The organism is Kytococcus sedentarius DSM 20547, from assembly GCF_000023925.1.
GTDB lineage: Bacteria > Actinomycetota > Actinomycetes > Actinomycetales > Dermatophilaceae > Kytococcus > Kytococcus sedentarius.
Window position 1 is genome coordinate 1,507,261 of record NC_013169.1, and the last position, 21,574, is coordinate 1,528,834.

Consider the following 21,574-nt stretch of genomic DNA (forward strand, 5'->3'; position numbering starts at 1 on the left):
GCACGTTGCCGGACAGCGGGACCGAGCATCCAGCGATACTCCGTAGGCTGGGGCGATGTGCGGACGCTACGCAGCCAGTGCCTCCCCGGACTCCCTGGTCGAGGAGTTCGAGGTGGAGGTCGACGGCACCGGTGAGCCCGGGGTGCCGGTCATGAGGAACCCGCAGTCCCCCGCGCCCGGGGAGCCGGACTGGAACGTCGCCCCTTCCAAGCAGGTGCCCGTGGTGCTCACCCGGACCCCGCGGGGCGAGGACGACGCCGACCCCCAGCGCCAGCTGCGGCTGCTCTCCTGGGGACTGGTGCCGCCGTGGGCCAAGGAGCTCAGCATGGGCAACCGCATGATCAACGCCCGCAGCGAGACCCTGTTCGACAAGCGGACCTTCGCCGGCCCGGCCCGCACGCGCCGCTGCCTGGTGCCCGCCGACGGTTGGTACGAGTGGCAGGCCTCCCCGGTGGCGACCACCGCCTCGGGCAAGCCCCGCAAGCAGCCCTTCTTCATGTCGCGCACCGACGACAGCCCACTGGCCCTCGCGGGCCTGTACGAGTTCCACAAGGTGCAGGAGCTCGCCCCCGCCGAGGGGCCGGTACCCACCGACGCCTGGGTCATCAGCTTCACGATCCTCACCCAGGACGCCGAGCCGGGGCTGGACCGCATCCACGACCGCCAGCCGGTGGTCATCGAACCCGAGGACTGGGCCGCCTGGCTGGACCCCACCGCGACCGATGACGCGCACGTCACCGAGCTGCTCGCCCACCGCCCCGAGGGGCGCTTCCGGGCGTGGCCGGTGAGCACCGCCGTCAGCCGGGTGGCCCAGAACGGGCCCGAGCTGGTGGAGCCCGTCGGCCGGGAGCAGCTCGTCGGCGTGGTCGACCCGGTGACCGGAGAGATCCTTGGCGGTTGACACCGCTGCCCGCGGGGGGGCCACCGACCAGGAACGCCGCTCCCGCTGGGTCGCGGGCTTCCTGCGCGTGCGCAACCGGGTGTGGGGGTGGATCCCCGGCGGGCTACGCCGCCGCATCCCGCCCACCGCCGTGGGCTTCGCGATGCTCAACCTGTGCACCTTCGCCCTGGACCTGGTGCTGCTGTGGGTGCTCCACGTGCCGCTGGGCGTCGCCTACCCGGTGGCGACCACCGTCGCCTACACGATCGCGCTGGCCACCGCCTTCGTGGTGAACCGGTCCTTCAACTTCGAGAGCCACGGCCACGCCGGCAAGCAGTCCGTGCGCTACGTGGTGGTGGTCTCGATCAACTACCTCGCGTTCATCCTGGGCCTCAACACGGGGCTGACGACGGTCGGCGTGCCCTTCGTCGTCGCGCGGCTGACCGCCGGCCTTTGCGAGGCGGTCTACATGTACCTGTGCATGCGCTTCATCGTGTTCCGCCACGGCAACCCCGCAACACCCCCGACCGCCCGCTGACCCGGGGCCGGTGAGCTGGCTCATCCGGAACGCGGTGGGCGCACCGCCGGCCTGCGACTAGTCTTGGTCGGCTCCCCTCCCCTCCTGCTGCCCCTGGAGTCCCCTCGCATGCCCTCCTCCGTGACCACGGACCACGTCCCCACCGTCGACCGGCCCGACGACCTGCAGGTCGACTACGTGCCCATCCTGCGCATCCTGACGGTCGCCACCTTCGTGGTGATCCTCAACGAGACGATCATGGTCAACGCCATCCCGCAGCTGATGGCCTCGTTGGACGTCACCGCCCAGGCTGCGCAGTGGCTGTCCACCGGCTTCATGCTCACCATGGCGATCGTCATCCCGACCACCGGCTGGTTCCTGCACCGGCTCGACCGGCGGGCGGTGTTCGCCACCGCGATGGGGGCGTTCACGACCGGCACCCTGGTCGCCGCCCTCGCCCCCGGCTTCGAGGTGCTGCTGGTCGGCCGCATCATCCAGGCCGTGGGCACCGCCATCATGATGCCGCTGCTCATGACCACCGTGATGTCCCTGGTGCCCATCAGGGACCGCGGCCGCACGATGGGGAACGTCTCGCTGGCCATCTCCGTCGCCCCCGCCCTGGGCCCCACGACCTCCGGCATCATCCTGCAGTTCGCGTCCTGGCGGTGGCTGTTCCTGCTGGTCCTCCCCCTGGCCGTGGTGATGCTGGTGGCGGGCCACCGGCTGCTGCCCCCGAGCCACGCGGGCGCGGCCGGGCCGCTCGACATCCTCAGCGTGCCCCTGGCGGCGCTCGGCTTCGGCGGCCTGATCTACGGCATGAGCTCCCTGGGTGGCCATGGCGGCGAGGGTGGCGCCACCGAGCCGTTCGTGTCCCCGCCGCTGGCACTGGGCGTGGGCGTGCTGGGCGTCGCCCTGCTGGTGTGGCGGCAGATGGCCCTGGCCCGTGGTGGCGGCTCGCCGCTGCTGGACCTGCGGGCCCTGACCCACCGCAACTTCGCACTGTCCATCGCCATCATGGGCGTGGCCATGATGGCCATGATGGGCGCGATGATCCTGCTGCCCCTGTGGCTGCAGGACGCACGCGGGCTGAGCGTGCTGCAGGCCGGCCTGGTGATGATGCCCGGTGGCCTGATGATGGGGCTGCTGGGCCCTCGCGTGGGCCGCTGGTACGACCGGCACGGGCCGCGCCCGCTGGTGGTGCCCGGCGCACTGATCGTGACCCTGGCCCTCTCCGCCGGCGCCCTGGCCGCCACGAGCGCCCCGTGGTGGGTGTTCACCATCATCCACCCCCTCATCAGCTTCGGTCTGGCACTGCTGTTCACCCCCCTGTTCACCGCGGGGCTGGGCGCGCTGCCGGTGGACCTCTACTCGCACGGCTCGGCCATCCTGGGCACCTTCCAGCAGGTGGCCGCGGCGGCGGGCACGGCCCTGGCAATCACGCTGATGGCCACCCGGCAGGGACAGCTGGTCCGCGACGGGCAGCCCGTGGCCGAGGCCCTCTCGGGGGGCGTGGCCCTGGCCATGACCGTGGGGGCCGTCCTCTTCGCGGTGGCCCTGGTCCTGGCCACGCGCGTGCGCCGGCCCGAGGAGATCGCCACCGACTGAGCACCACCCCCACCGTCCCTCCGTCACGCTCCCCCTCCACCCAGGAGGCGGGAGCGTGACGCATCTCGCGCCATCTGCAGGGATGCAGAGTTTGCACTCATGCAATAATTGCAGTCATGCCACAGCCTGCTCCCTCGCTCCGTGAACGGCGCCGGGCCGAGACCTGGGCGGCCCTCCACGACGCGGCGGCCGAGGCGGCCCTCGCCGGGGCGTCCACCGATTGCAGCGTCGACGCCATCGCCGCGGCCGCCGGGGTCTCCACCCGCACCTTCTTCAACTACTTCACCTCCAAGGACGAGGCCGTCTTCGGCTTCCGGTCCCCGCACCTGCCCGACGAGGCCCTCGCCGCGGTCGACCCCGCCGGTGACCCCGTCGCCGAGGCCTCCCGCCTGCTGCTGGCCACCATGCGCACCGCGACCCCGCACGGCACCGCCGCACGGCGCCGGAGGCTGCAGCAGCAGAACCCCTCGCTGGGCCGCTACCGCATGCAGGCGCTCGCCGAGGCCGAGGACCTCGTGATCGAGGCCCTGACCACGACCTTCGCCGACCACCCGGCGCTCGCACAGGCCGCCGACGGGCCCCAGGACACGGTCCGCATGTGGTGCACGATCGCCGGCGCCGTGCTGCGCCACGCCGCCACGGCACCCGACCGCACCCCCGGGGCCGCCCTCACCGACGCCGACCTCCAGAGCAGCCTCGAGCTGTTCCACGACCTCCACGGGAGCACCGCATGACCGCCACCCGCATCGCCGCCCCTGCCCCCGGGGTGGCCACCACCCCCGCCAGCCCGGCGACCACCACCCAGCAGGGCGTCGACGAGAACCGGCGTCACCTGCTGTGGATCTTCGTCGCGCTGATGCTGGCCATGCTGCTGGCCTCGCTGAACCAGACGGTGCTCTCCACGGCGCTGCCCACCATCGTCGGTGAGCTCGACGGCGTGCGCCAGATGCAGTGGGTCATCACCGCCTACATCCTGGCCAGCACCGTGATGATGCCGGTCTACGGCAAGCTGGGTGACCTCATCGGCCGCAAGCCGCTGCTGGTGGGCGCCATCCTGACCTTCGTCGCCGGCTCGGTGATCGGTGGACTGGCCCAGGACATGACCTGGCTGATCATCTCCCGCGTGGTCCAGGGGATCGGCGGCGGTGGCCTGATGATCCTCTCGCAGGCGATCATCGCCGACGTCGTCCCGGCCCGGGAGCGCGGCAAGTACATGGGTGTCATGGGTGGCGTGTTCGCCCTGTCGTCGGTGGCCGGCCCGCTGCTCGGTGGCTGGTTCACCGAGGGCCCCGGCTGGCGCTGGGCCTTCTGGATGGCGGTGCCGCTCGGCGCGATCGCCCTCTACGGCGCCCTGACCTTCCTCCACCTGCCGCGACACCGCGGCAAGGTCTCGGTCGACTGGGCCGGCATGGTGCTGGCGACCCTCGCCACCACCGGCCTGATCCTCGTGGTCACCTGGGGCGGCCACACCCTCGACTGGGTCTCGTGGCAGATGGGCGCCCTGGCGCTGGCCACGGTCGCGGCCTGGGCCGCCTTGGTCCCCGTGGAGCTCCGCGCCACCGAACCGATCCTGCCGCTGCACCTCTTCGCCCACCGCAACTTCGTCCTGTCCACCGCCTCGGGCCTGTTCATCGGTGTGGCCATGTTCGGCGCGCTCGGCTACATGCCCACCTACCTGCAAATGGCCTACGGCAAGTCCGCGACCGTCGCCGGCCTGCTGATGATCCCGATGATGGGCGCCATGCTCACCACCTCGATCCTGGCCGGCGCCCAGGTCACCCGGTCGGGGCGGTACAAGACGCTGCCGATCGTGGGCTCGGCGATCATCGCCCTCGGCCTGTTCCTGATGTCGACGCTCTCGGTGGACGACGCACTGTGGAAGGTCTGCGGCGCCCTGGCGGTCCTCGGCGTAGGCCTGGGCCTGTCCATGCAGATCCTGGTGCTGGTGGTGCAGAACGCCTTTCCCCTGCGGGAGGTCGGCACCGCCACCGCGGCCAACAACTTCTTCCGCCAGATCGGCGCCACCCTCGGGTCAGCCGTGGTGGGCTCGTTGTTCACCGCGCGCCTGCACGACCTGGTGGCCGAGCGCCTGCCCGAGGCGGCGGGCGGCGGCTCGGGGGGCGCGGAGTCCTCGCTCACCCCGGAGGTGATCGCGCAGCTGCCCGAGCAGGTGCGGCAGGTGATCGTGAGCGCCTACTCGGACGCGCTGACCCCCATCTACCTGTGGCTGGTCCCCTGCGGCGTCATCGCCACGGTGCTGCTGCTGTTCATCCGCGAGGACGAGCTGCGCACCACGCTGGACTGAGTGCCGCCGGGCCCCGCGCCCCCATCGAGCCCCCCCGGCGGGGTCTCGTCAGGTCAGCTTCTCCAGCAGGAAGTTGCGCAGGGTCTGGTGGAAGACCTCGGGCTCCTCGGAGTGCACCCAGTGGCCGGCGCCCTTGATGGTGACCAGGCGGGTGCGCGGGAAGAGCGCTTCCATCGCCGGGCGGAACTGCTCCTGCACGTAGTCCGAGCGGCCCCCGGCCATCCACAGCACGGGCCCGTCGAAGGTGTGCTCCCGCAGCTTCTCGGGGAAGCCCATGACCACGTCCAGGCTGTCCAGCAGCAGGTCCAAGTTCGCCTTCCACGCCCACCCGTTCTCGGTGTGCGTGAGGTTCTGCAGCAGGAAGGCGCGCGTGGTGAACGAGCCGATCTTGTCCTCCAGCGCCTCGTCCGCGTCGCTGCGGCGCTCGATGCGGCTGAGGTCCAGCTCCTTCAGGGATCCAAGCAGGTGGGTGAACTCGCTGGAGTTCTCGGTGTTCACCGGCGAGATGTCCACCACCACCAGACGGTCCACCAGGTCGCCGAACAGCAGGGCGACGGCCATGGCGACCTTGCCCCCCATCGAGTGGCCGACCAGGTTCACCGTGCCCTCGGGCCACACCTCGCGGATGGCGTCACGCACCGCCTCGGCCATCTCGACGTAGTCGAAGGTCTCGGTGTGCGGGGAGCCGCCGTGGTTGGGCAGGTCCACCAGCAGCGAGCTCGCGTAGTCGTCGAGGTCCTTCGCCACGGTCCGGAAGTTTCGCCCCTGGCCCATGAGGCCGTGCAGGAAGACGACGCGCTCGTCGCCCCCCTCCACCAGGTGCGTGGTCAGGGTCGGCGCCATGGGGTCTCCTGTGGGTCGGGGCAGGGCCCGGCACACGCCGGGCCCGGTCGGCCGGGGCCGCACCATTGTGCCGCACACTGGGGGGATGCTCCCGTTCCTGCTGCTCTCGACGCGTCACGACGACCATCTGGCCGCCGACGAGCACCGGGCCGTGGCGCGCTACCTGGGCGTCGACCCGGCGCGGCTGGTGCAGTGGCGCCTCGACCAGTACCCGATGCCGGAGCTCCAGCTGGAGCGCTACGCCGGCCTCCTGCTGGGCGGCAGCCCGTTCACCGCCTCGGACCCGCCGGGGTCCAAGACCGGCCTGCAGCGCCGGGTGGAGCGCGAGCTCGCCGGCGTCCTCGACGAGGTGGTGGCGCGGGACTTCCCCTTCCTGGGCCTCTGCTACGGCGTGGGGACGCTCGGGCTGCACCGCGGCGGAGTCGTGGACACCACCTACGGCGAGACGCTGGGCGCTCCCACGATCCGGCTGACCGAAACCGCCGCCGACGACCCGCTGTGCGCCCACCTGCCGGCCGAGTTCACGGCGATCGTCGGCCACAAGGAGGCGCTCAGCCACCCCGCACCCGACATGACGGTCCTGGCCGCCTCGGACGCGTGCCCGGTGCAGATGCTGCGCGTGGGCGAGCACGTGCGGGCCACCCAGTTCCACCCGGAGCTCGACGCACCCGGCCTGATCGCCCGCATCCGCGCCTACACCCACCACGGCTACTTCCGGCCCGAGCAGGAGGCCGAGCTGGTGCGCATGGCCCACACCACCGACGTGGACGCCTCCCACCGCGTGCTGACCGCCTTCGCGGAGCTCTACGGATGAGCGGGGCCGATGCCGCAGCGGCACCCGGTGCGGTCTCCCACCCGCCGGTCCACTGCCACCACTTCAGCGCCGGGCGCTGCGGCTCGTGCACCCTCATGGGCACGCCCTACCGCGTGCAGCTGCAGCGCAAGGACGCCGTCGTGCGCGATCTCCTCGCGGCGCAGGTTCCGGCCACGGCGTGGGAGGCACCGCTGGCCTCGGTGCCCGAGGGCTTCCGGACCAAGGCCAAGTTCGTGGTGAGCGGGAGCGCCGCGGCGCCCACCCTGGGCATCCTCGACGAGGCCGGCCGGGGCGTGGACCTGCGCGACTGCGGCCTGCACGTACCCGAGCTCGCCGCCGTGGCCGACCGGCTGGCGCGCTTCGTCACCCGGGCCGCCCTGCCGCCCTACGACCTCGCCCGGCGCCGCGGCGAGCTGAAGCACCTGGTGCTCACCGCGGCCCCCTCCGGCGACCTGATGCTGCGGTTCGTCCTGCGCACCGAGGGGCCGCTGCCCCGCATCCGCGAGCACCTCCCCGGGCTGCTGGCCGACCTGCCGCAGCTGCGTGTGGTGAGCGCGAACCTGCACCCCGAGCACAAGGCCACGCTCAGCGGGGAGGTGGAGATCGCGCTCACCGAGCAGACCCTCCTGCCGCTGGAGCTGCCCGGGGTCACCCTGTTCGCCGGCCCGGGGGCGTTCGTGCAGACCAACACCACGGTGGCCGCGGCGCTCTACCAGCAGGCCACCGCCTGGCTGGTGGACGCCGGGGCCCGGCGGGTGGCCGACCTCTACTGCGGCGTCGGGGGCTTCGCCCTGCACGCGGCCGCGGCGGGCACCGAGGCCGTGGGGGTGGAGATCGCTGCCGATGCGGTGCGCGGCGCCCGTGCGGGCGCGGCAGCCCTCACCCAGCGCCCCGGGGGTGGGGCCGCGCGCTTTGTGGTGGCCGACGCCTCGGACCCCGCCGCCGTGCTCGCTGCCGCCGGCACGGACCGCGACGCGATGGTGGTGAACCCGCCCCGGCGCGGACTGGGACCAGACCTGCCGGCGATGCTGGACGCCCGCTCCCCCGCCGCCGACCCGGCCTCGGCGCTGCGCACCCTGGTGTACTCCTCCTGCAACCCGGCCACCCTGGCCACGGACCTGGCGGGACTGCCCCACTGGCAGGTGCGCTCGGCCCGGCTGTTCGACATGTTCCCGAACACCGACCACGCCGAGGTGGTGGTGCTGCTGGAGCCGCGCACCGCCACACTGGGGGGATGACGCGCATCGCCACCCCCGACGCCCCGCACGTGCTCGCCATCGTCCAGGCCGGGGGCCGGGGTTCCCGCATGGACGTGCTGACCCGGGAGCGTGCGAAGCCGGCGCTGCCCTACGCGGGCTCCTACCGGCTGGTGGACCTGGCGATCTCCGCGGCGGCCGGCTCCGGCATCGGGGACGTGTGGGTGACGGTCCAGTACATGGCCTCCACGTTGGACGACCACCTCCAGCACGGACGGCCGTGGGACCTGGACCGGGTCCGCGGCGGGTACCGCCGCATGGTGCCCGAGACCGGGCGCACCGGGGTGCCGGCCTTCTCGGAGTCCAACACCGAGGACCTGCTGGCCATCCGGGACGACATCGAGGAGCAGGCACCGGACCTGGTGATCACCCTCAGCGCCGACCAGGTGCTGGTGTGCGACCTCGCGGCGGTCGTCGCCGGCCACGTCGACGCCGGCGCCGAGTGCACCATCCTGTCCCTGTCGACCACCGCCGAGGCAGCACAGCACAAGGCGGTGCTCGAGGTGGACGGGCAGACAGTCACCGGCATCGCTGAGAAGCCCGAGGACCCGGGCTCCGAGCCCACCATCTCCGCCGAGGTGGCCGTCTTCGACTGGCCGGCTCTGCGCGAGGTGCTCGATGCGGTGCGCGCCGAGCGCTCCACCTGCGGCAGCGAGGGCGCCGGCCAGGGCGAGGACGGCGCGCAGGAGGTCTCCGACGAGGGCCCCGGCGACCTGCCCGAGGAGGTGCTGCCCCGCCTCATCGAGCGCGGCCGGACCCGCCACCACCCGATTGACGGCTACTGGCGCGACATGGGCCGTCCCGACTCCTACCTGCAGGGCCACCGCGACCTGTTGCACTCCCCCGAACAGGTCTTTGGCACCGGCCACCTGGTGGTGCGCGGGAGCCACCGCGACCTGCCGCCCGCGGTGGTCACCGCCACCGGCGAGGTCTCGGGCTCCATGCTCTCGCCCGGGTGCCGAGTGGCCGGCACCGTGGAGCGCAGCGTCCTGAGCCCTGGGGTGGTCGTGGAGAAGGGTGCGCACGTTGTGGACAGCGTGGTCTTCGAGGACGTGCACGTGGCCGCCGGCGCCCGCATCGCAAGCTCGATCATCGATGCCGAGGTGCAGGTGGGCGCGGGAGCCAGCGTGGGTCAGCAGGGGCCGGCCGAGCTCAGCGACGAGGACGTCACCCTCATCGGGCGCCAAGCGGTGGTGCTGCCGGGAGCCGAGCTGCCCGCGGGGTCCCGCCTCGACCCGGGCGGCCGCGCCGGCGAGCCCCGCTGAGCTCAGCGGCGCAGCAGCCGCCGGGCCAGGTAGCGCCTCGCCCGCCCGGCCTCGGCCCGCCACTGGCGGCGGGGCTGCACCTTGGCCCGCGCGATGACCTCCTGCAGTCGGGCGTGCGCGGCGACCTGTTCGGGACTCCCCCACCACGGCCGGGCGTCGAACTGCCGCACCTGCCGCTGCTCGGCGGCGTCCATCGGCTCCAGGAACTCCTCGATGCGGGCGCGCACCTCCTCCCGCCCCACCGTCCACCCGGTGGCCGCCTCGACGCCCGTGGCGAACGCGGGCGAGACGGGGTGATCGAGCGTGAACTCGCGCGAGACGCCGCGCACCACGCAGAGCAGGGCGATGAGGGCGCGCACGTCCGGGTGCGGCAGGCCCACCTGGGCGGGCAGCTCGATGTGGGCCACCCGGCCGGCCATCTCGACGCTGCCCACGGTCGTGTCGTCCTGCGCCTCGGGGGTGGCGCGCACCACCAGCCAACGGGTTCCGCGGCGTTCCTGCACGTCCGTCGTCAGCTGCATGGCCCCATCCTCCCCCGGGGCAGGGCAGAATGCCCGTCATGCACACGACGGGCGCGACGCGCCAACGCGACTGGGTGGTGGACGTTGTGCGCCTGGCGGCCATGCTCATCGTGGTGGCCATGCACTGGTGCTACCTGCACCTGTGGGTGGACGAGGGCCTCCAGATGGAGCTCGCGCTCTCCGGCCCGGTCGTGTGGGCCCTGACCTGGTTGCTGCAGGCCATGCCGGTGTTCTTCGTCGCCGGGGGTTTCGCCAACACCCTGCTCGTCGACCGCTGGCACTCCTCGGGCGAGCCGCTGGGGTCCTTCCTCGGCCTGCGGGCGCGGCGCCTGACCTCCCCGGTGCTGCCCCTGCTGGCCGTCACGCTGGTGGTCGTGGTGCTCGGTGGCCTGATCGCCCCCGCGCTGGCCGGCACCATCGGCGACCAGATCGCCAACCCGCTGTGGTTCCTGGCCGTCTACCTGCTGTGTACCGCCCTGGCCCCGCTGGCGGTGTGGGCCTTCGACCGCATCGGCTGGTGGTCGGCCGCGGTCCTGCTGGCCGGCGCGTTCGGCGTGGACGTGCTGCGCTTCTGGGCCGGGGTGGACATCACCTGGCTCAACCTGGCGCTGGTGTGGCTGTTCTGCCACCAGCTGGGCATCGCCTACGCCCGCCGCCGCGCCTGGACGGCCTCCCCGGGGCAGCTCGCCGGTGTGGTGGCCGCGTGCGTGGCGGTGCTCGTGGTGATGGTGGTGCCGGGGCCGTGGTTCCCCACCAACCTGGGCGTGCGGGACGCCCCGGTCTCCAACCTGGCCCCGACCACCGCGGCGCTGGCGGTGCTCGGCATCGCGCAGTGGGCCGTCCTCACCGGGGTGGGCAGCCACCTGCTCGGGCGGGAGCCCAGCGAGCCCTGGAAGCGGCGCATCGGCACCGGCAACGCCCTGGCCATGCTCATCTACCTGTGGCACGTGCCGGCCATGACGGTGATGATCGGCATCGGCCTGCTCGCCCCCGACCTGCTGCTGCCCCCCAGCATCACCGGCTGGGCGATGGTGCGGCCGGTCTGGTTCGTCCTCTCCGGCGCCATGCTGGCGGTGATGGTCTACGGCGCCATGCGCTGGGAGGTCTGGTTCAGCCGCTTCGGGACCACCGCCTCCACCGCGCAGGGGGTGCTGGGGGCCGCGCTCGGCACGGCGGCCGTCTACCGGCTCTGGCAGCTGGGGTTCGGGCTCTCGGCCGAGCAACTCGCCTGGGAGGCCGGGCTCGTCCTGGCGGTGGCCCTGCTCAGCGGTGCCCGGTCGGCCAGGGCCGGGGACGGGCCCGCCGGCGACGGGTCAGTCGGTGCTCCGGACCGGGAGGTCGTCGGTGCGCACGACGGGGTGGGCGTGCAGCCCTGAGATGCCGTCGACCACCTCGGCGTGGGAGTCGGCCAGGTCCACCGGCGTGTCCAGGGGGTGGCGCAGCTCGTCGCCGTGCAGGTCGGCCAGCACGTAGCAGATGATGCCCAGCAGCGGGATGCCGATGGACGGCAGCGCGAAGATGACCCACAGCGGCAGCACCTGGGCCACCGGGCCCGCCACGGCCATCGAGACCGGCATCATCGCCAGCGACACGAAGAAGTCCAGCGAACTGACGCGCCCCAGCATCGAGCGCGGCACCCGGCGCTGCAGCAGGGTGCCCCAGATGACCATGCCCACCCCGTCGCCGACGCCGAACACGAAGAGCACCAGACCCATCAGCCAGAAGTCGTCGGTCACGGCCAGCAGGAAGAAGGGGATGGCGGCCACCGACCACACCGTGATCATCACCGTGAGGTAGTGCCGCGGCAGACGGCGGGAGCTGATGCCGATCGCCCCGACCGCCGCACCCACGCCCAGGCAGGCGAGCAGCAGGCCGAAGGTGTCCGGGCCGCCACCGTGCTCGGTGACGATGAAGGGCAGCAGCACCTCCATCGGGCCGATGAAGAGGAACACGGCCACGACCGACCACACCAGGGTGGCCGCGAGCCACGGGGTCCGCCAGGTGTAGGCGGCCCCCTCGGTGAAGTCCTGCCACAGGGTCTGCGGCTCACGCCCCTCCTCCACGGGCAGCGCGCGGCGGGTCAGCCCGCCGGTGCGCATGGCCAGCACGCACAGCACCGCCAGCCCCTGGGAGAGGGCCATGACGGCCATCGCCGCCGGCGGTGCCAACGCACCCACCAGGAAGCCGGCCGCGGCCGGGCCCAGCGCCTGCTGCAGCACGGGTCGGCTCGCGGCCTCCACCCCGTTGGCGGCCAGCAGCTGGTCGTCGTGCAGCACGCGGGGCAGCAGGGCCGAGTAGGCGGGGTTGTAGATACCGGCCGCGGACATGGCCACGAATGCGGCCACCATGAGCTGCCACACCTGCAGGGTCCCGGTGGCCCCCAGGGCGGCCACCACCGCCCCCACGAGGGCCAGGACGCTGGAGCAGGCCACCAGCAGCCCGCGCAGGGGCAACCGGTCGGCCGCCACTCCCCCGAGCAGGGCGAACACGATGAGGCCCACCGCGCCGACCGCCGTGACCGCCGAGAGGTCCAGCTCCGTCCCGCCCAGGCCCTTGACCGCGTAGACCAGGCCCACGGTCCAGACACCGGTGGCGAAGGACACCAGCAGCAGGCTCGCGGCGAGCAGTCGGTAGTCGGGGGTGGCGAAGGGCGCCAGGAAGCGGGGCAGCCCGGTGCGGGGTGCCGGAGCGGACGACTGGGCCGTCATGGGGCCTCCTGGGGTGGTGCGCGGCTCGAAGGGGGTACGTGCGTGGCGACGCCAGGGGCACCCGCTGGTGACGGGTGCCCCTGGCATCAGGGTCGTGCGAGGTGGTACGTCAGCCGTTGCTGGCCTCGGCCTGCTGCTTCTCCATCTCGGCGATCAGCTCGTCGAGCTCGGCCATGTCCTCCTCGGAGAGACCGTCGGGGCTGTCCTGCGAGGGGCTGGCGGCCGAGGGCTCGGTCCCGGGCTGCGTGGTGCCCGGCTGGGGCGGGGCACCGGGGTTGAAGGTGCTCTGCTGGCTGGCGTCCAGCAGCTCCTGCGGGATCTCCGCGAACTGGTCGGGCTTGGTGGGCGCGTCACCCTGGGTGTAGTCGAAGGTCATGCCCAGCGGGCCGTCACCCAGCTGCTCCTTGGCCTCGGCGAAGTCCTGCTTCTGGGTCTCGTCCAGGCCGGCCTCGTCCACCCAGTCGACGACCTGGCTGAAGTCGACCTTCAGGGTCTTGAGCTGGTCACCGTCCAGCGCGATGTCGATGTAGCCCTTGGCGTCGTCCTTGATCTTCTTCTTGTCGTCCTCGGTGAGGTTCGGCATCTTCTCCGCCGGGTCGGTGATCGACTTGTTCACGATGGCGGCGAAGTCGTCCCACCCCTGCTCGATCGGCACCGAGACGCGGACGTTGTCACCGTCCTTCGTGAACTCGCCGTGCTCGTCCATGAAGCCCTTGAGGTCCTGCTGGAGCTCGGCCTGCTTCTCCGGGGAGATGTCCGCGCCCCCGGTACTGCCCTGGGTCAGGTCCTCCAGCGACATGCCGTCCTCGCCGGCGAGCTCGTTCATCTTCTCGGGCGTGATGCCGACCCACTCACCACCCAGGGCCTTGTTCATGAACTGCACGGTCGGGTCGTCAGCGGAGACGCTCTGGCCACCGGTCAGCTGCATCTTGAGCTGGTCGGCGGTGAACAGACCGGTCTCCTGACCGAGCTTGTCGACGTCGGCGCGCATGTACATGCCGCCCTCGACCATCCGGACCTCCACCGTGCCCTCACCGATGTGGAAGGTCATGGCGGTGTCGAGGTCCTTGACGTCCTTCTCCTCGGCCAGAGCCTGGTCGCGGGAGTGCTGCGCCACGGTGATCTTGGACTTCGGCAGCAGCTCGGCCACCTTGTCCACCATCTGCTGGTCCTGGGCGGTCATGGTGCCGGAGGACGACATGGCCTTGCGGATCAGGTCCTGGTCGATGTCCAGGGACATGGTGGTGCTGATGTCCTTGGCGCCGTTGGTCTTCTCGAAGGCCTCCAACACGGCGGCCTTGGGGTCCTCGTCGGCCTTGGCGTTGCCACCGTCGCCACCACCGGTGTTCTCGTCGCTGCACGCGGCAAGCACCACCGTGGTGCTCATCGCGGCGAGCAGGGTCAGGGTCGTGCGCTTCATCGTGCCCCCTCACGGGTTCTGGAGTGCCGACGGTCGACACCTGTTCCCAGTATCCACCACCGGCACCGACCCCCAGCGCGCCCCCGGACGGACCTTCTCCCCGCCGCCTCATACCAGGCGGGGAGGCCCCGATAGGATCGAACGGACGTCCGGAACCCGCGTGGAGGAGACCCCCGATGCCCGAGATCGACCCCGCAGGATCCGCCACGCCGCGCGAGGTGGGCGTGGCCCTCATCGGCTACGGAACCGTCGGTCAGGGGGTCGCCGCCCTGCTGGCCGACCACCACGACCAGTGGGTCGCGACGCTGGGCCTCGACGTCCGGCTGCGCCACGTCGTGGTCCGCGACGCCGGGGCCCCGCGTGACGTGCCGGCGCCGGCCGGCAGCCTGACCACCGATGCCGCCGCCGCGGTCGCCGACCCGGCCGTGCAGGTCGTCATCGAGGTCGCCGGCATGGTCGATGAGGGGCGCCACCTGCTGGCGGATGCGCTGCGCGCCGGCAAGCACGTCGTGACCGCCAACAAGGCGCTGCTCAGCGCCCACGGCGAGGAGCTCACCGGACTGGCCCAGGAGCACGGCGTGAACCTGCTCTTCGAGGCCGCGGTCGCCGGCGGCGTGCCGATCGTTCGCGGGCTGCGCGACCTGGTGCGCGTGGACCACGTGCACACGGTGGAGGGCATCCTCAACGGCTCCTGCAACTACATCCTGACGGCGATGTCCGAGGGCACTGACTACGAGACGGTGGCCGCCCGCGCCCAGGAGCTGGGCTACCTGGAGGCAGACCCCACCGCCGACGTGAGCGGCGCCGACTCGCTGCGCAAGCTCCGACTCCTGGCCTCCATGGCCTTCGGCGGCCCGGTGCGGGAGGAGGACATCGACTGCACCGGGATCGACCGCATCACCGCCGCCGACATCCTGGCCCTCAAGGCGGCCCCCGGCGGCCCGCGCGAGGTGCGGCTGCTCGGCCGGGCGCAGCTGGTGGAGCCCGGTGGCCAGGCGTACACCGCCGTGGTCGAGCCGGTCGCGGTGCCGCAGGACCACTGGGCCACCGGGATCCTGGGGTCCACGAACGCGGTCACCCTGGGGGCCGACCACGTGGGAGCGCTCACCTTCTCCGGGCCCGGCGCGGGCCGCTACGAGACGGCCTCGGCGGTGCTCACCGACCTGGTGGACGTCCTGCTGGGCACCGTGCCCACCGCCAGCCCGCTGGGTGACCGCGCCCTGCGCAACGCCCGCGACGAGGTGACCGGGCGGTGGTACGTCCGCAGCAGCGACGCGCTGAGCGACCAGCTGGAGCCCCTGCTGGAGCGCACCCACCTCACCGGTCCACTGAGTGGGCTCACCCGGGTGGTGGCCCGCGACGAGCTGGCGCCCTGGCTCGACGATCCCGAGAGCTGCGTCATCGGCTGGGAGCCGGCCGCCCACGACCTGGACCCCGAGGAGGCCGCACGATGAGGTTCACCAGCACCCGCGGCGGGGTGGACCCGCAAGGTGCCGCCCGTGCCATCCTCACCGGCCTGGCCCCGGACGGCGGCCTGTTCGTGCCCGAGCGGATCGCCCCTCTCGAGGTCGAGGACCTGCTCGACGCAGGCTGGGTGGACGTGGCCACGGCGGTGATGGAGCCCTACCTGACCGGCGACGGGGGGCTCGGTGAGGGTGACCTGCGGCAGGCGGTCACCACCGCGGCCGCCCGCTTCGAGACCGACGAGGTGGTCCCGGTGGACCTGCTCGGCGAGGGTGCCTCCAGCATCGGCCTGCTCGCGCTGTTCGGCGGTCCCACCCACGCGTTCAAGGACGTGGCCCTGACCCTGCTGCCCCACCTGGTGACGCTCGCGCGCCGGGCCGAGGGCGAGGCCGGCACCACGCTGGTGCTCACCGCCACCAGCGGCGACACGGGCAAGGCGGCCCTGGAGGGTTTCAAGGACGTGCCCGAGACCGAGGTGGTGGTGCTCTACCCCACCGAGGGCGTGAGCTTCATGCAGAAGCAGCAGATGCGCACCCAGGCCGGGGACAACGTGCACGTGCTGGGCATCCACGGGGACTTCGACGACGCCCAGCGCGCCGTCAAGGCCCTCTTCGCCGATGCGGGGGCGCGGGAGCGCCTGGACGCGCGCGGCTACTCGATCAGCTCGGCCAACTCGATCAACCTCGGCCGCCTGCTGCCGCAGATGGTCTACTACGTCACCGGCTACGCGGCGCTGCGCAGCGCGGGCGTGGTGGCCGCTGGTGAGCCGGTGGACGTCGTGGTGCCCACCGGCAACTTCGGGAACCTGCTCGCGGCCACCTGGGCCCGCGCCGCCGGGGTGCCCCTGGGAGCGCTGGTCTGCGCGACCAACGAGAACCGGGTGCTGGCCGACTTCTTCGCCACCGGCACCTACGACGCGCGCCGCCGCCTGGTGCGCACCGACTCCCCGTCCATGGACATCCTCGTCTCGAGCAACCTGGAGCGGTACCTGTACGAGGCCAGTGGCGGCGACACCGACCGGGTGCGCACGGCGCTGGAGACCCTCGCCCGTCACCGCCGCTTCGACTGGGGGGAGCTCCCGGGCGCCGGGGCGAACCCGGTACTGGCCGGCACCGCGACCCGCAAGGAGGCCGCCGACGCCCTGCGGCGCGTGCACGCCGAGCACGGCACCCTGGTGGACCCGCACACCGCCGTGGCCCTGCACGTGCTGGAGCAGTACCGCGCCGGTCAGCTCACCGACGGCACGGTGCCGCCGGCCCGCCCGGCCCTGGTGGCCGCGACGGCCAGCCCCTACAAGTTCGCCCCCGCAGTGTTGGGCGCGCTGGGGGGCGAGGCAGACCCGGACGAGTTCGAGACGCTGCTGCGCCTGGCCACCCACGCGGCCGACGAGCGGGGTGCCCCCGCCGGGCTCGCCGGCCTGCGGGAGGCCGAGGTGCTCCACGACCGGGTGGTCGAGGTCGACGAGGTGCCCGCCACCATCGAGGAGGTCCTGCACCGATGACGGTCTCGGTACGAGTGCCCGCGACCTCGGCCAACCTCGGGACCGGATTCGACGCCCTCGGCCTGGCGCTGAGCCTCCACAACACGGTCACCCTCAAGCCCCTGCCCGCCGGGGCCGCGGACCCGGCGCGGGCGGCGACGGCCGACGAGAGCCTCCCCGTGGCCGCCTACGAGCACGTGTGCCACGCGCACGGCATCGAGCCCCTGACGGTGCACGCCAAGGTGACCGGCGACGTGCCCAGCTCCCGCGGGCTGGGGTCGTCGGCCACCTGCATCGTCGGCGGGGTGCTCGCCGCCGATGCGCTGCACGGCCTCGGGCTGGGCGCCGACGAGCTGGTGCGCCTGGCCACGGACGTGGAGGGGCACCCGGACAACGTGGCCCCCGCCCTGCTGGGAGGCGTCGTCGTCTCGGCGGTCTCCGACGGGCGGGTGCACAGCCTGCCGGTCGGTCTGCCCGCCGGCGGGGAGCTGGACCTGCTGCTGGCCGTCCCCGACCACCCCGTCTCCACCGAGGCCGCACGCGCCGCACTGCCCGCGCAGGTGCCGCACGCCGATGCGGTGCACAACGCCGCACGCAGCGCGCTGCTCGTGGCCAGCCTGGCCACCGGGCGGTGGGAGTTGCTCGGTGAGGCCATGGACGACCGGCTGCACCAGCCCTACCGGGCCGGCCTCGTGCCGGGGGTCACCGAGATTCTCGCCCTCGCCCGCAGCTCGGGCTCCGCCGGGGCGTGCGTGAGCGGCGCCGGGCCCTCCCTGCTGGTCGTGGCCCCCGGCCCGGACACCGCGGCCCGGCTGACGGAGCACCTGGCCGGGCACCCCTGGGGCTGGCAGCTCCTGCACCTGCCCCTGGACCCCACCGGAGCCCGGGTGGTCGGCCCCCGCCCTGCGTAGGCTGGCGGCATGAGCACCGAGCCGACGACCGACCGGGCCGAGCCGACCACCGACAGCACGGGCACGACCGCGCAGGGCGGCGGCTTCACCCCGGACCTGCGCGGCGTCCACACGCTGGCCCGCCGGACCTGGGAGTCCGGGCGCCTGCGCAGCCTCGAGGCCCGGCGCGAGCAGCTGGAGGGGCTGAAGCGCCTGGTGCGCGAGGGCGGCGACGAGCTCGCGGCCGCGCTGCAGCAGGACCTCGGGAAGTCCCCCACCGAGGCCCGCACCACCGAGCTGTCGGTGGTGGTGACCGAGGTCGAGTACGTGCTCAAGCACCTCAAGGGCTGGTTGGAGCCGCGCAAGGCGGCGGTGCCGCTGGCCTTCCAGCCCGCCAGCGGTCGGGTCCGCCGGGAGCCGCTGGGGTCGGTGCTCATCATCGGGCCGTGGAACTACCCCGTGAACCTCGTGCTGATGCCGCTGGTGGGCGCCTTGGCCGGGGGCAACACGGTCGTGCTCAAGCCCAGCGAGCTCACCCCTGCCACCGCCGAGGCCCTGGCCCGGCTGGTGCCGCGCTACCTGGACCCGGAGGTCGTGCAGGTGGTGAACGGCGGCGTGCCGGAGAGCACCGCCCTGCTCGAGCTGCCCTGGGACCACGTCTTCTACACCGGGGGCGAGCGCGTGGGGCGGATCGTGATGCGGGCCGCGGCCGAGCACCTGACGCCGGTGACCCTGGAGCTCGGCGGCAAGTCCCCCACCTGGGTGGGCACCGAGACCGACCTGCGGACGGCGGCCCGCCGCATCGTGTGGTCGAAGTTCGTCAACGCCGGGCAGACCTGCGTGGCCCCCGACCACGTGCTGTGCACCGCCAGCACCCAGGCCGAGCTGGTGCCCGAGCTGGAGCGTGCGATCCGCGAGATGTTCGGGGACGACCCGCGCACCAGCGCGGACTACGGCCGCATCGTGAACACCGAGCACGCCGAGCGGCTGGCCGGCCTGGTGGACGGCGCGGCGATCGGTGGTGAGGTGGACGTCGCGGGGCGCTACCTCTCCCCCACGGTGCTCACCGACGTCACCGACGACCACCCGGCCATGGCCGAGGAGATCTTCGGACCGGTGCTGCCTATCGTCCCGGTGGCCGACGTGCACGACGCGATCCGCCGCGTCAACGCGCGGCCGCACCCGCTGGCGCTGTACCTGTTCACCGACGACCTGGACGAGCAGGACCTGTGGCTGGCCAGCACGCGCTCGGGGGGCGTCGGCATCAACATGCCCCTGGTGCACGTGGCCGTGCCGGAGCTGCCCTTCGGTGGCGTCGGCGCCAGCGGCATGGGCAACTACCACGGGCTGGCCTCGCTGGAGACCTTCACCCACGAGCGCTCCGTGCTCTCCAAGCCGCTGGCCCCGGACACCATGCGGATCGTCTACCCGCCCTACGGCCCGGTGAAGCAGCGCCTCATCCGCGCCGTGCAGTGAGCCCCAGCACCCGGTCGGTGGATGCATTGCCGAAGAGGCGGTCCGGGTCGAGCTGCCGGCGCAGCGCGAGGAGGCCGCCCATCCGCGGGTAGAGCGGAGCCAGCTCTGCCGCCCCGAGGGAGTGCATCTTCCCCCAGCGCGGTCGTCCCCCAGCGGCGACGAGGATGCGCTCCAGCTCGGCGAACCAGGCCCGCGCGCGCCCGTCGCCGTGGACGGTGTGGACGGCGACGAAGGCCCGCGGCCCGCCGTACTCCATCTCCCGGAAGCGCACCGTGCGGTGGCTGACGAAGACCTCGTGCGAGGGGCCCACGACGCGGTGCGGGGCCAGGCCCCCGAGGGTGCGGTTCATCCAGGGGGCCTGCCGGGGGAACAGGTCGGCCGCTCTGGCCAGCGCGGCGAGCCCCGCGTTGGAGACGATGCCGTCGGTGACGGTGCGCCCGAACCAGCTGCGCGGCACCGGGGCCGTGTCGGCCGGACGGCGCGTGGTGGTCTTCGTGATGGCCCGCGGGTGGTGCGGGAACCAGAAGGCCTCCACGTGGTCGTCGGCCGCCGTGCGCTCGACCCAGCTCGCGAACAGCTCGTCGGCCGGGGCGCTGTCCACCTGCAGGTCCAGCGCGAAGGCGGGCACCAGCTGGAGCGTGAGGTCCACCAGCACCCCGAGGGTGCCCAGACCGACCGCGACCCCCGCCCCGGCGAGGGTCTGCGGGTCGATGTCGCCCATGTTCTCCAGCGCCAGGCCGTAGGGGGCCCGCAGTCCGGGCAGCGCGTGCAGCGGCGTTCCCGCCCCGAGGGTCAGCAGGCCCTCACCGGCCTGCGAGTCGTCGACCACCCCCCCCTCAGGTGGCCCAGCCGCAGGGAGGTCCCGGGCCCGGGCTGCCGGGGCGCGGCCACCCCGGTGAACGAGTGGCCGCTGCCGGCCGGGTGCACGCGGCGACCCGTCGCGGCGGCGCGGCGCACCACATCGACCACCTTGGACACGTCCCACGGCGTCTCAATCGGCGCGTCGGGCACGTCCACCGTGCCCGCCCAGGTGCGGAAGCCGGTCGGTGCCTCCCGGTGCTCCGGTCGGCCGGCCCGCGCCGCCCCGGCCGATCCGATGCGGGCGCTCACAGGAAGGCCCTCCCCTCGCCCCGGTAGGTGGGCACGCGCTCGGTCCGCCCGTCGTCGTGCACCAGCACGAACTCGTTGACCCGCTCTGCGGGCTCGCCGGACTTCGCGTGCCGCATCCACACGCGGGAGCCCACCGGCAGCTCGTGACCGGCGCGGCGCGCGGCACACACCCCGGTCAGCGGGGTCTGCACCTCCCCGGCGGCCTCGGGCGTGGTCAGCGACAACCCGGGTGGGTGCACCGGCAGCGGCAGGCGGTCGGGTCGCTGCTCCCCGGTGGCCACCCAGCCGCTGCGGAGCGCCGTGACCACGTCGGCGGCGGGAGTGCGCACCACATCGAGCCCGATGGCCAGGGCCGGCTCCAGCGCGATCGCCCGGTAGCGGTCGAAGAGGTGCCCGACGAAGAGGCCCGAGCCGACGGTGACCTCCGTGAGGCTGGGGTCCGCGGCCGACCACGCGACCGAGCCCGTGCCGCCCCCGTTCACCAGCTCCGGGGCATACCCCAGCACGTCGGCCACGGCGCCCACCACGGCGGCGCGGTGCGCGGGCAGGCCCCGCCAGGCGAGTTCCTGCATCCGCCGCACGGCCCAGCGGTAGGCGCGGTCACCGGCATCACCGGGGACGGGCAGGTCCTGCACCCCGGCGACGTGCCCCTCGTAGGTCAGCAGCCCCACCAGCTCGATGCCGGGCGCGGCGACCACGCGCTCGGCCGCGCGGCGCACCGCATCGGGGGCGTGCAGGGGTGAGCGCTGCGGGCCGATCGACAACGGCCCGCGGCGGAGCGAGACGTCGGCCTCCAGTACCACCCGGACGACCGCCCGGCCCCCGGTGCGCTCGCGGGCTGCGCGCACGGCGGCCAGGTGGGCGGGGTCGTCGACGGTGAGGGTGATCGCCTGGGCGAAGCCCTCGTCGGCCACCAGCGCGTCGAGGCCCGCGGCGTCCACCGTCGGGTAGGCCACCAGCAGGTCGTCGGTCGTGCCCTGCCGCGCCAGCCAGAGGGCCTCGGGCAGGGTGAAGGCCAGA

Annotated in this window: 20 protein-coding genes; 13 read left to right on the forward strand and 7 right to left on the reverse strand. The window is 73.3% G+C overall.

Going from position 1 to position 21,574, the window contains the following annotated elements:
* The first annotated feature begins 55 nt into the window (after positions 1–55).
* The 5 genes from KSED_RS07175 to KSED_RS07195 all read left to right on the forward strand — a co-directional run bounded on the left by KSED_RS07175 (position 56) and on the right by KSED_RS07195 (position 5,307).
* Positions 56–901 carry an SOS response-associated peptidase gene (locus KSED_RS07175; RefSeq protein WP_015779438.1) on the forward strand — a complete coding sequence of 282 codons (846 nt, stop codon included), beginning with the start codon at positions 56–58 and terminating at the stop codon, positions 899–901.
* On the forward strand, positions 891–1,418 hold the full coding sequence (locus KSED_RS07180) for a GtrA family protein (RefSeq protein ID WP_015779439.1): 528 nt from the start codon (positions 891–893) through the stop codon (positions 1,416–1,418). Before KSED_RS07175 ends, KSED_RS07180 begins: the two co-directional genes overlap by 11 nt.
* 108 nt (positions 1,419–1,526) lie before the next feature.
* Positions 1,527–3,002 (forward strand): DHA2 family efflux MFS transporter permease subunit, encoded by a 1,476-nt coding sequence (locus tag KSED_RS07185; protein ID WP_015779440.1) that lies wholly within the window; start codon positions 1,527–1,529, stop codon positions 3,000–3,002.
* Positions 3,003–3,118: 116 nt separating this feature from the next.
* Positions 3,119–3,736, forward strand: coding sequence for a TetR/AcrR family transcriptional regulator (locus KSED_RS13655; protein WP_015779441.1), 618 nt, complete (start codon positions 3,119–3,121; stop codon positions 3,734–3,736).
* Positions 3,733–5,307, forward strand: a complete 1,575-nt coding sequence (locus KSED_RS07195) for an MDR family MFS transporter (protein ID WP_015779442.1) — start codon at positions 3,733–3,735, stop codon at positions 5,305–5,307. Before KSED_RS13655 ends, KSED_RS07195 begins: the two co-directional genes overlap by 4 nt.
* 48 nt (positions 5,308–5,355) lie before the next feature.
* On the opposite strand, the gene KSED_RS07200 is transcribed toward KSED_RS07195, so the two are convergent.
* Positions 5,356–6,150 carry an alpha/beta fold hydrolase gene (locus KSED_RS07200; protein WP_015779443.1) on the reverse strand — a complete coding sequence of 265 codons (795 nt, stop codon included), beginning with the start codon at positions 6,148–6,150 and terminating at the stop codon, positions 5,356–5,358.
* 85 nt (positions 6,151–6,235) lie between these two features.
* Between KSED_RS07200 and KSED_RS07205 the strand changes: the two genes are divergently transcribed.
* Genes KSED_RS07205 through KSED_RS07215 form a run of 3 tightly spaced genes read left to right on the forward strand, consistent with a single transcriptional unit; the run spans position 6,236 to position 9,485 of the window.
* Positions 6,236–6,964, forward strand: coding sequence for a glutamine amidotransferase (locus tag KSED_RS07205; protein WP_015779444.1), 729 nt, complete (start codon positions 6,236–6,238; stop codon positions 6,962–6,964).
* Positions 6,961–8,202 carry a 23S rRNA (uracil(747)-C(5))-methyltransferase RlmC gene (rlmC, locus tag KSED_RS07210; RefSeq protein WP_015779445.1) on the forward strand — a complete coding sequence of 414 codons (1,242 nt, stop codon included), beginning with the start codon at positions 6,961–6,963 and terminating at the stop codon, positions 8,200–8,202. The genes KSED_RS07205 and rlmC overlap by 4 nt, the downstream gene beginning before the upstream one ends.
* Positions 8,199–9,485, forward strand: a complete 1,287-nt coding sequence (locus tag KSED_RS07215) for a glucose-1-phosphate adenylyltransferase family protein (protein ID WP_015779446.1) — start codon at positions 8,199–8,201, stop codon at positions 9,483–9,485. Before rlmC ends, KSED_RS07215 begins: the two co-directional genes overlap by 4 nt.
* Before the next feature lie 2 nt (positions 9,486–9,487).
* On the opposite strand, the gene KSED_RS07220 is transcribed toward KSED_RS07215, so the two are convergent.
* Complete coding sequence (locus KSED_RS07220; RefSeq protein ID WP_015779447.1) at positions 9,488–10,006, reverse strand: hypothetical protein; 519 nt, start codon at positions 10,004–10,006, stop codon at positions 9,488–9,490.
* A 38-nt stretch (positions 10,007–10,044) separates the two neighbouring features.
* Between KSED_RS07220 and KSED_RS07225 the strand changes: the two genes are divergently transcribed.
* Complete coding sequence (locus KSED_RS07225) at positions 10,045–11,382, forward strand: acyltransferase family protein (protein WP_015779448.1); 1,338 nt, start codon at positions 10,045–10,047, stop codon at positions 11,380–11,382.
* Here KSED_RS07225 and KSED_RS07230 read toward each other — a convergent pair.
* Both KSED_RS07230 and KSED_RS07235 read right to left on the reverse strand, forming a co-directional pair.
* Complete coding sequence (locus KSED_RS07230; protein WP_015779449.1) at positions 11,320–12,714, reverse strand: MFS transporter; 1,395 nt, start codon at positions 12,712–12,714, stop codon at positions 11,320–11,322. The two genes, KSED_RS07225 and KSED_RS07230, sit on opposite strands and share 63 nt — an antisense overlap.
* A 109-nt stretch (positions 12,715–12,823) precedes the next feature.
* A complete protein-coding gene (locus tag KSED_RS07235; RefSeq protein WP_015779450.1) occupies positions 12,824–14,134 on the reverse strand; it encodes a hypothetical protein in 1,311 nt (436 codons plus the stop codon).
* Between the two features lie 176 nt (positions 14,135–14,310).
* Here KSED_RS07235 and KSED_RS07240 point away from each other — a divergent pair, with 176 nt between their 5' ends.
* From KSED_RS07240 to KSED_RS07255, 4 genes are read left to right on the forward strand one after another with little or no spacing between them, the layout of a single operon-like run.
* On the forward strand, positions 14,311–15,588 hold the full coding sequence (locus KSED_RS07240) for a homoserine dehydrogenase (protein ID WP_015779451.1): 1,278 nt from the start codon (positions 14,311–14,313) through the stop codon (positions 15,586–15,588).
* Entirely contained in the window at positions 15,585–17,099 is a 1,515-nt protein-coding gene (gene thrC, locus KSED_RS07245) for a threonine synthase (RefSeq protein ID WP_015779452.1), read from the forward strand. Before KSED_RS07240 ends, thrC begins: the two co-directional genes overlap by 4 nt.
* Positions 17,096–17,989, forward strand: a complete 894-nt coding sequence (gene thrB / locus KSED_RS07250; RefSeq protein WP_015779453.1) for a homoserine kinase — start codon at positions 17,096–17,098, stop codon at positions 17,987–17,989. The genes thrC and thrB overlap by 4 nt, the downstream gene beginning before the upstream one ends.
* 9 nt (positions 17,990–17,998) lie before the next feature.
* Entirely contained in the window at positions 17,999–19,444 is a 1,446-nt protein-coding gene (locus KSED_RS07255) for an aldehyde dehydrogenase family protein (RefSeq protein ID WP_015779454.1), read from the forward strand.
* Here KSED_RS07255 and KSED_RS07260 read toward each other — a convergent pair.
* From KSED_RS07260 to KSED_RS07270, 3 genes are read right to left on the reverse strand one after another with little or no spacing between them, the layout of a single operon-like run.
* Positions 19,425–20,273, reverse strand: a complete 849-nt coding sequence (locus KSED_RS07260; RefSeq protein ID WP_041290894.1) for a D-arabinono-1,4-lactone oxidase — start codon at positions 20,271–20,273, stop codon at positions 19,425–19,427. The two genes, KSED_RS07255 and KSED_RS07260, sit on opposite strands and share 20 nt — an antisense overlap.
* Positions 20,237–20,554, reverse strand: a complete 318-nt coding sequence (locus KSED_RS07265; protein ID WP_015779456.1) for an FAD-binding protein — start codon at positions 20,552–20,554, stop codon at positions 20,237–20,239. The genes KSED_RS07260 and KSED_RS07265 overlap by 37 nt, the downstream gene beginning before the upstream one ends.
* On the reverse strand, positions 20,551–21,573 hold the full coding sequence (locus KSED_RS07270) for an alanine racemase (RefSeq protein ID WP_308699678.1): 1,023 nt from the start codon (positions 21,571–21,573) through the stop codon (positions 20,551–20,553). Before KSED_RS07270 ends, KSED_RS07265 begins: the two co-directional genes overlap by 4 nt.
* Position 21,574 lies beyond the last annotated feature (1 nt).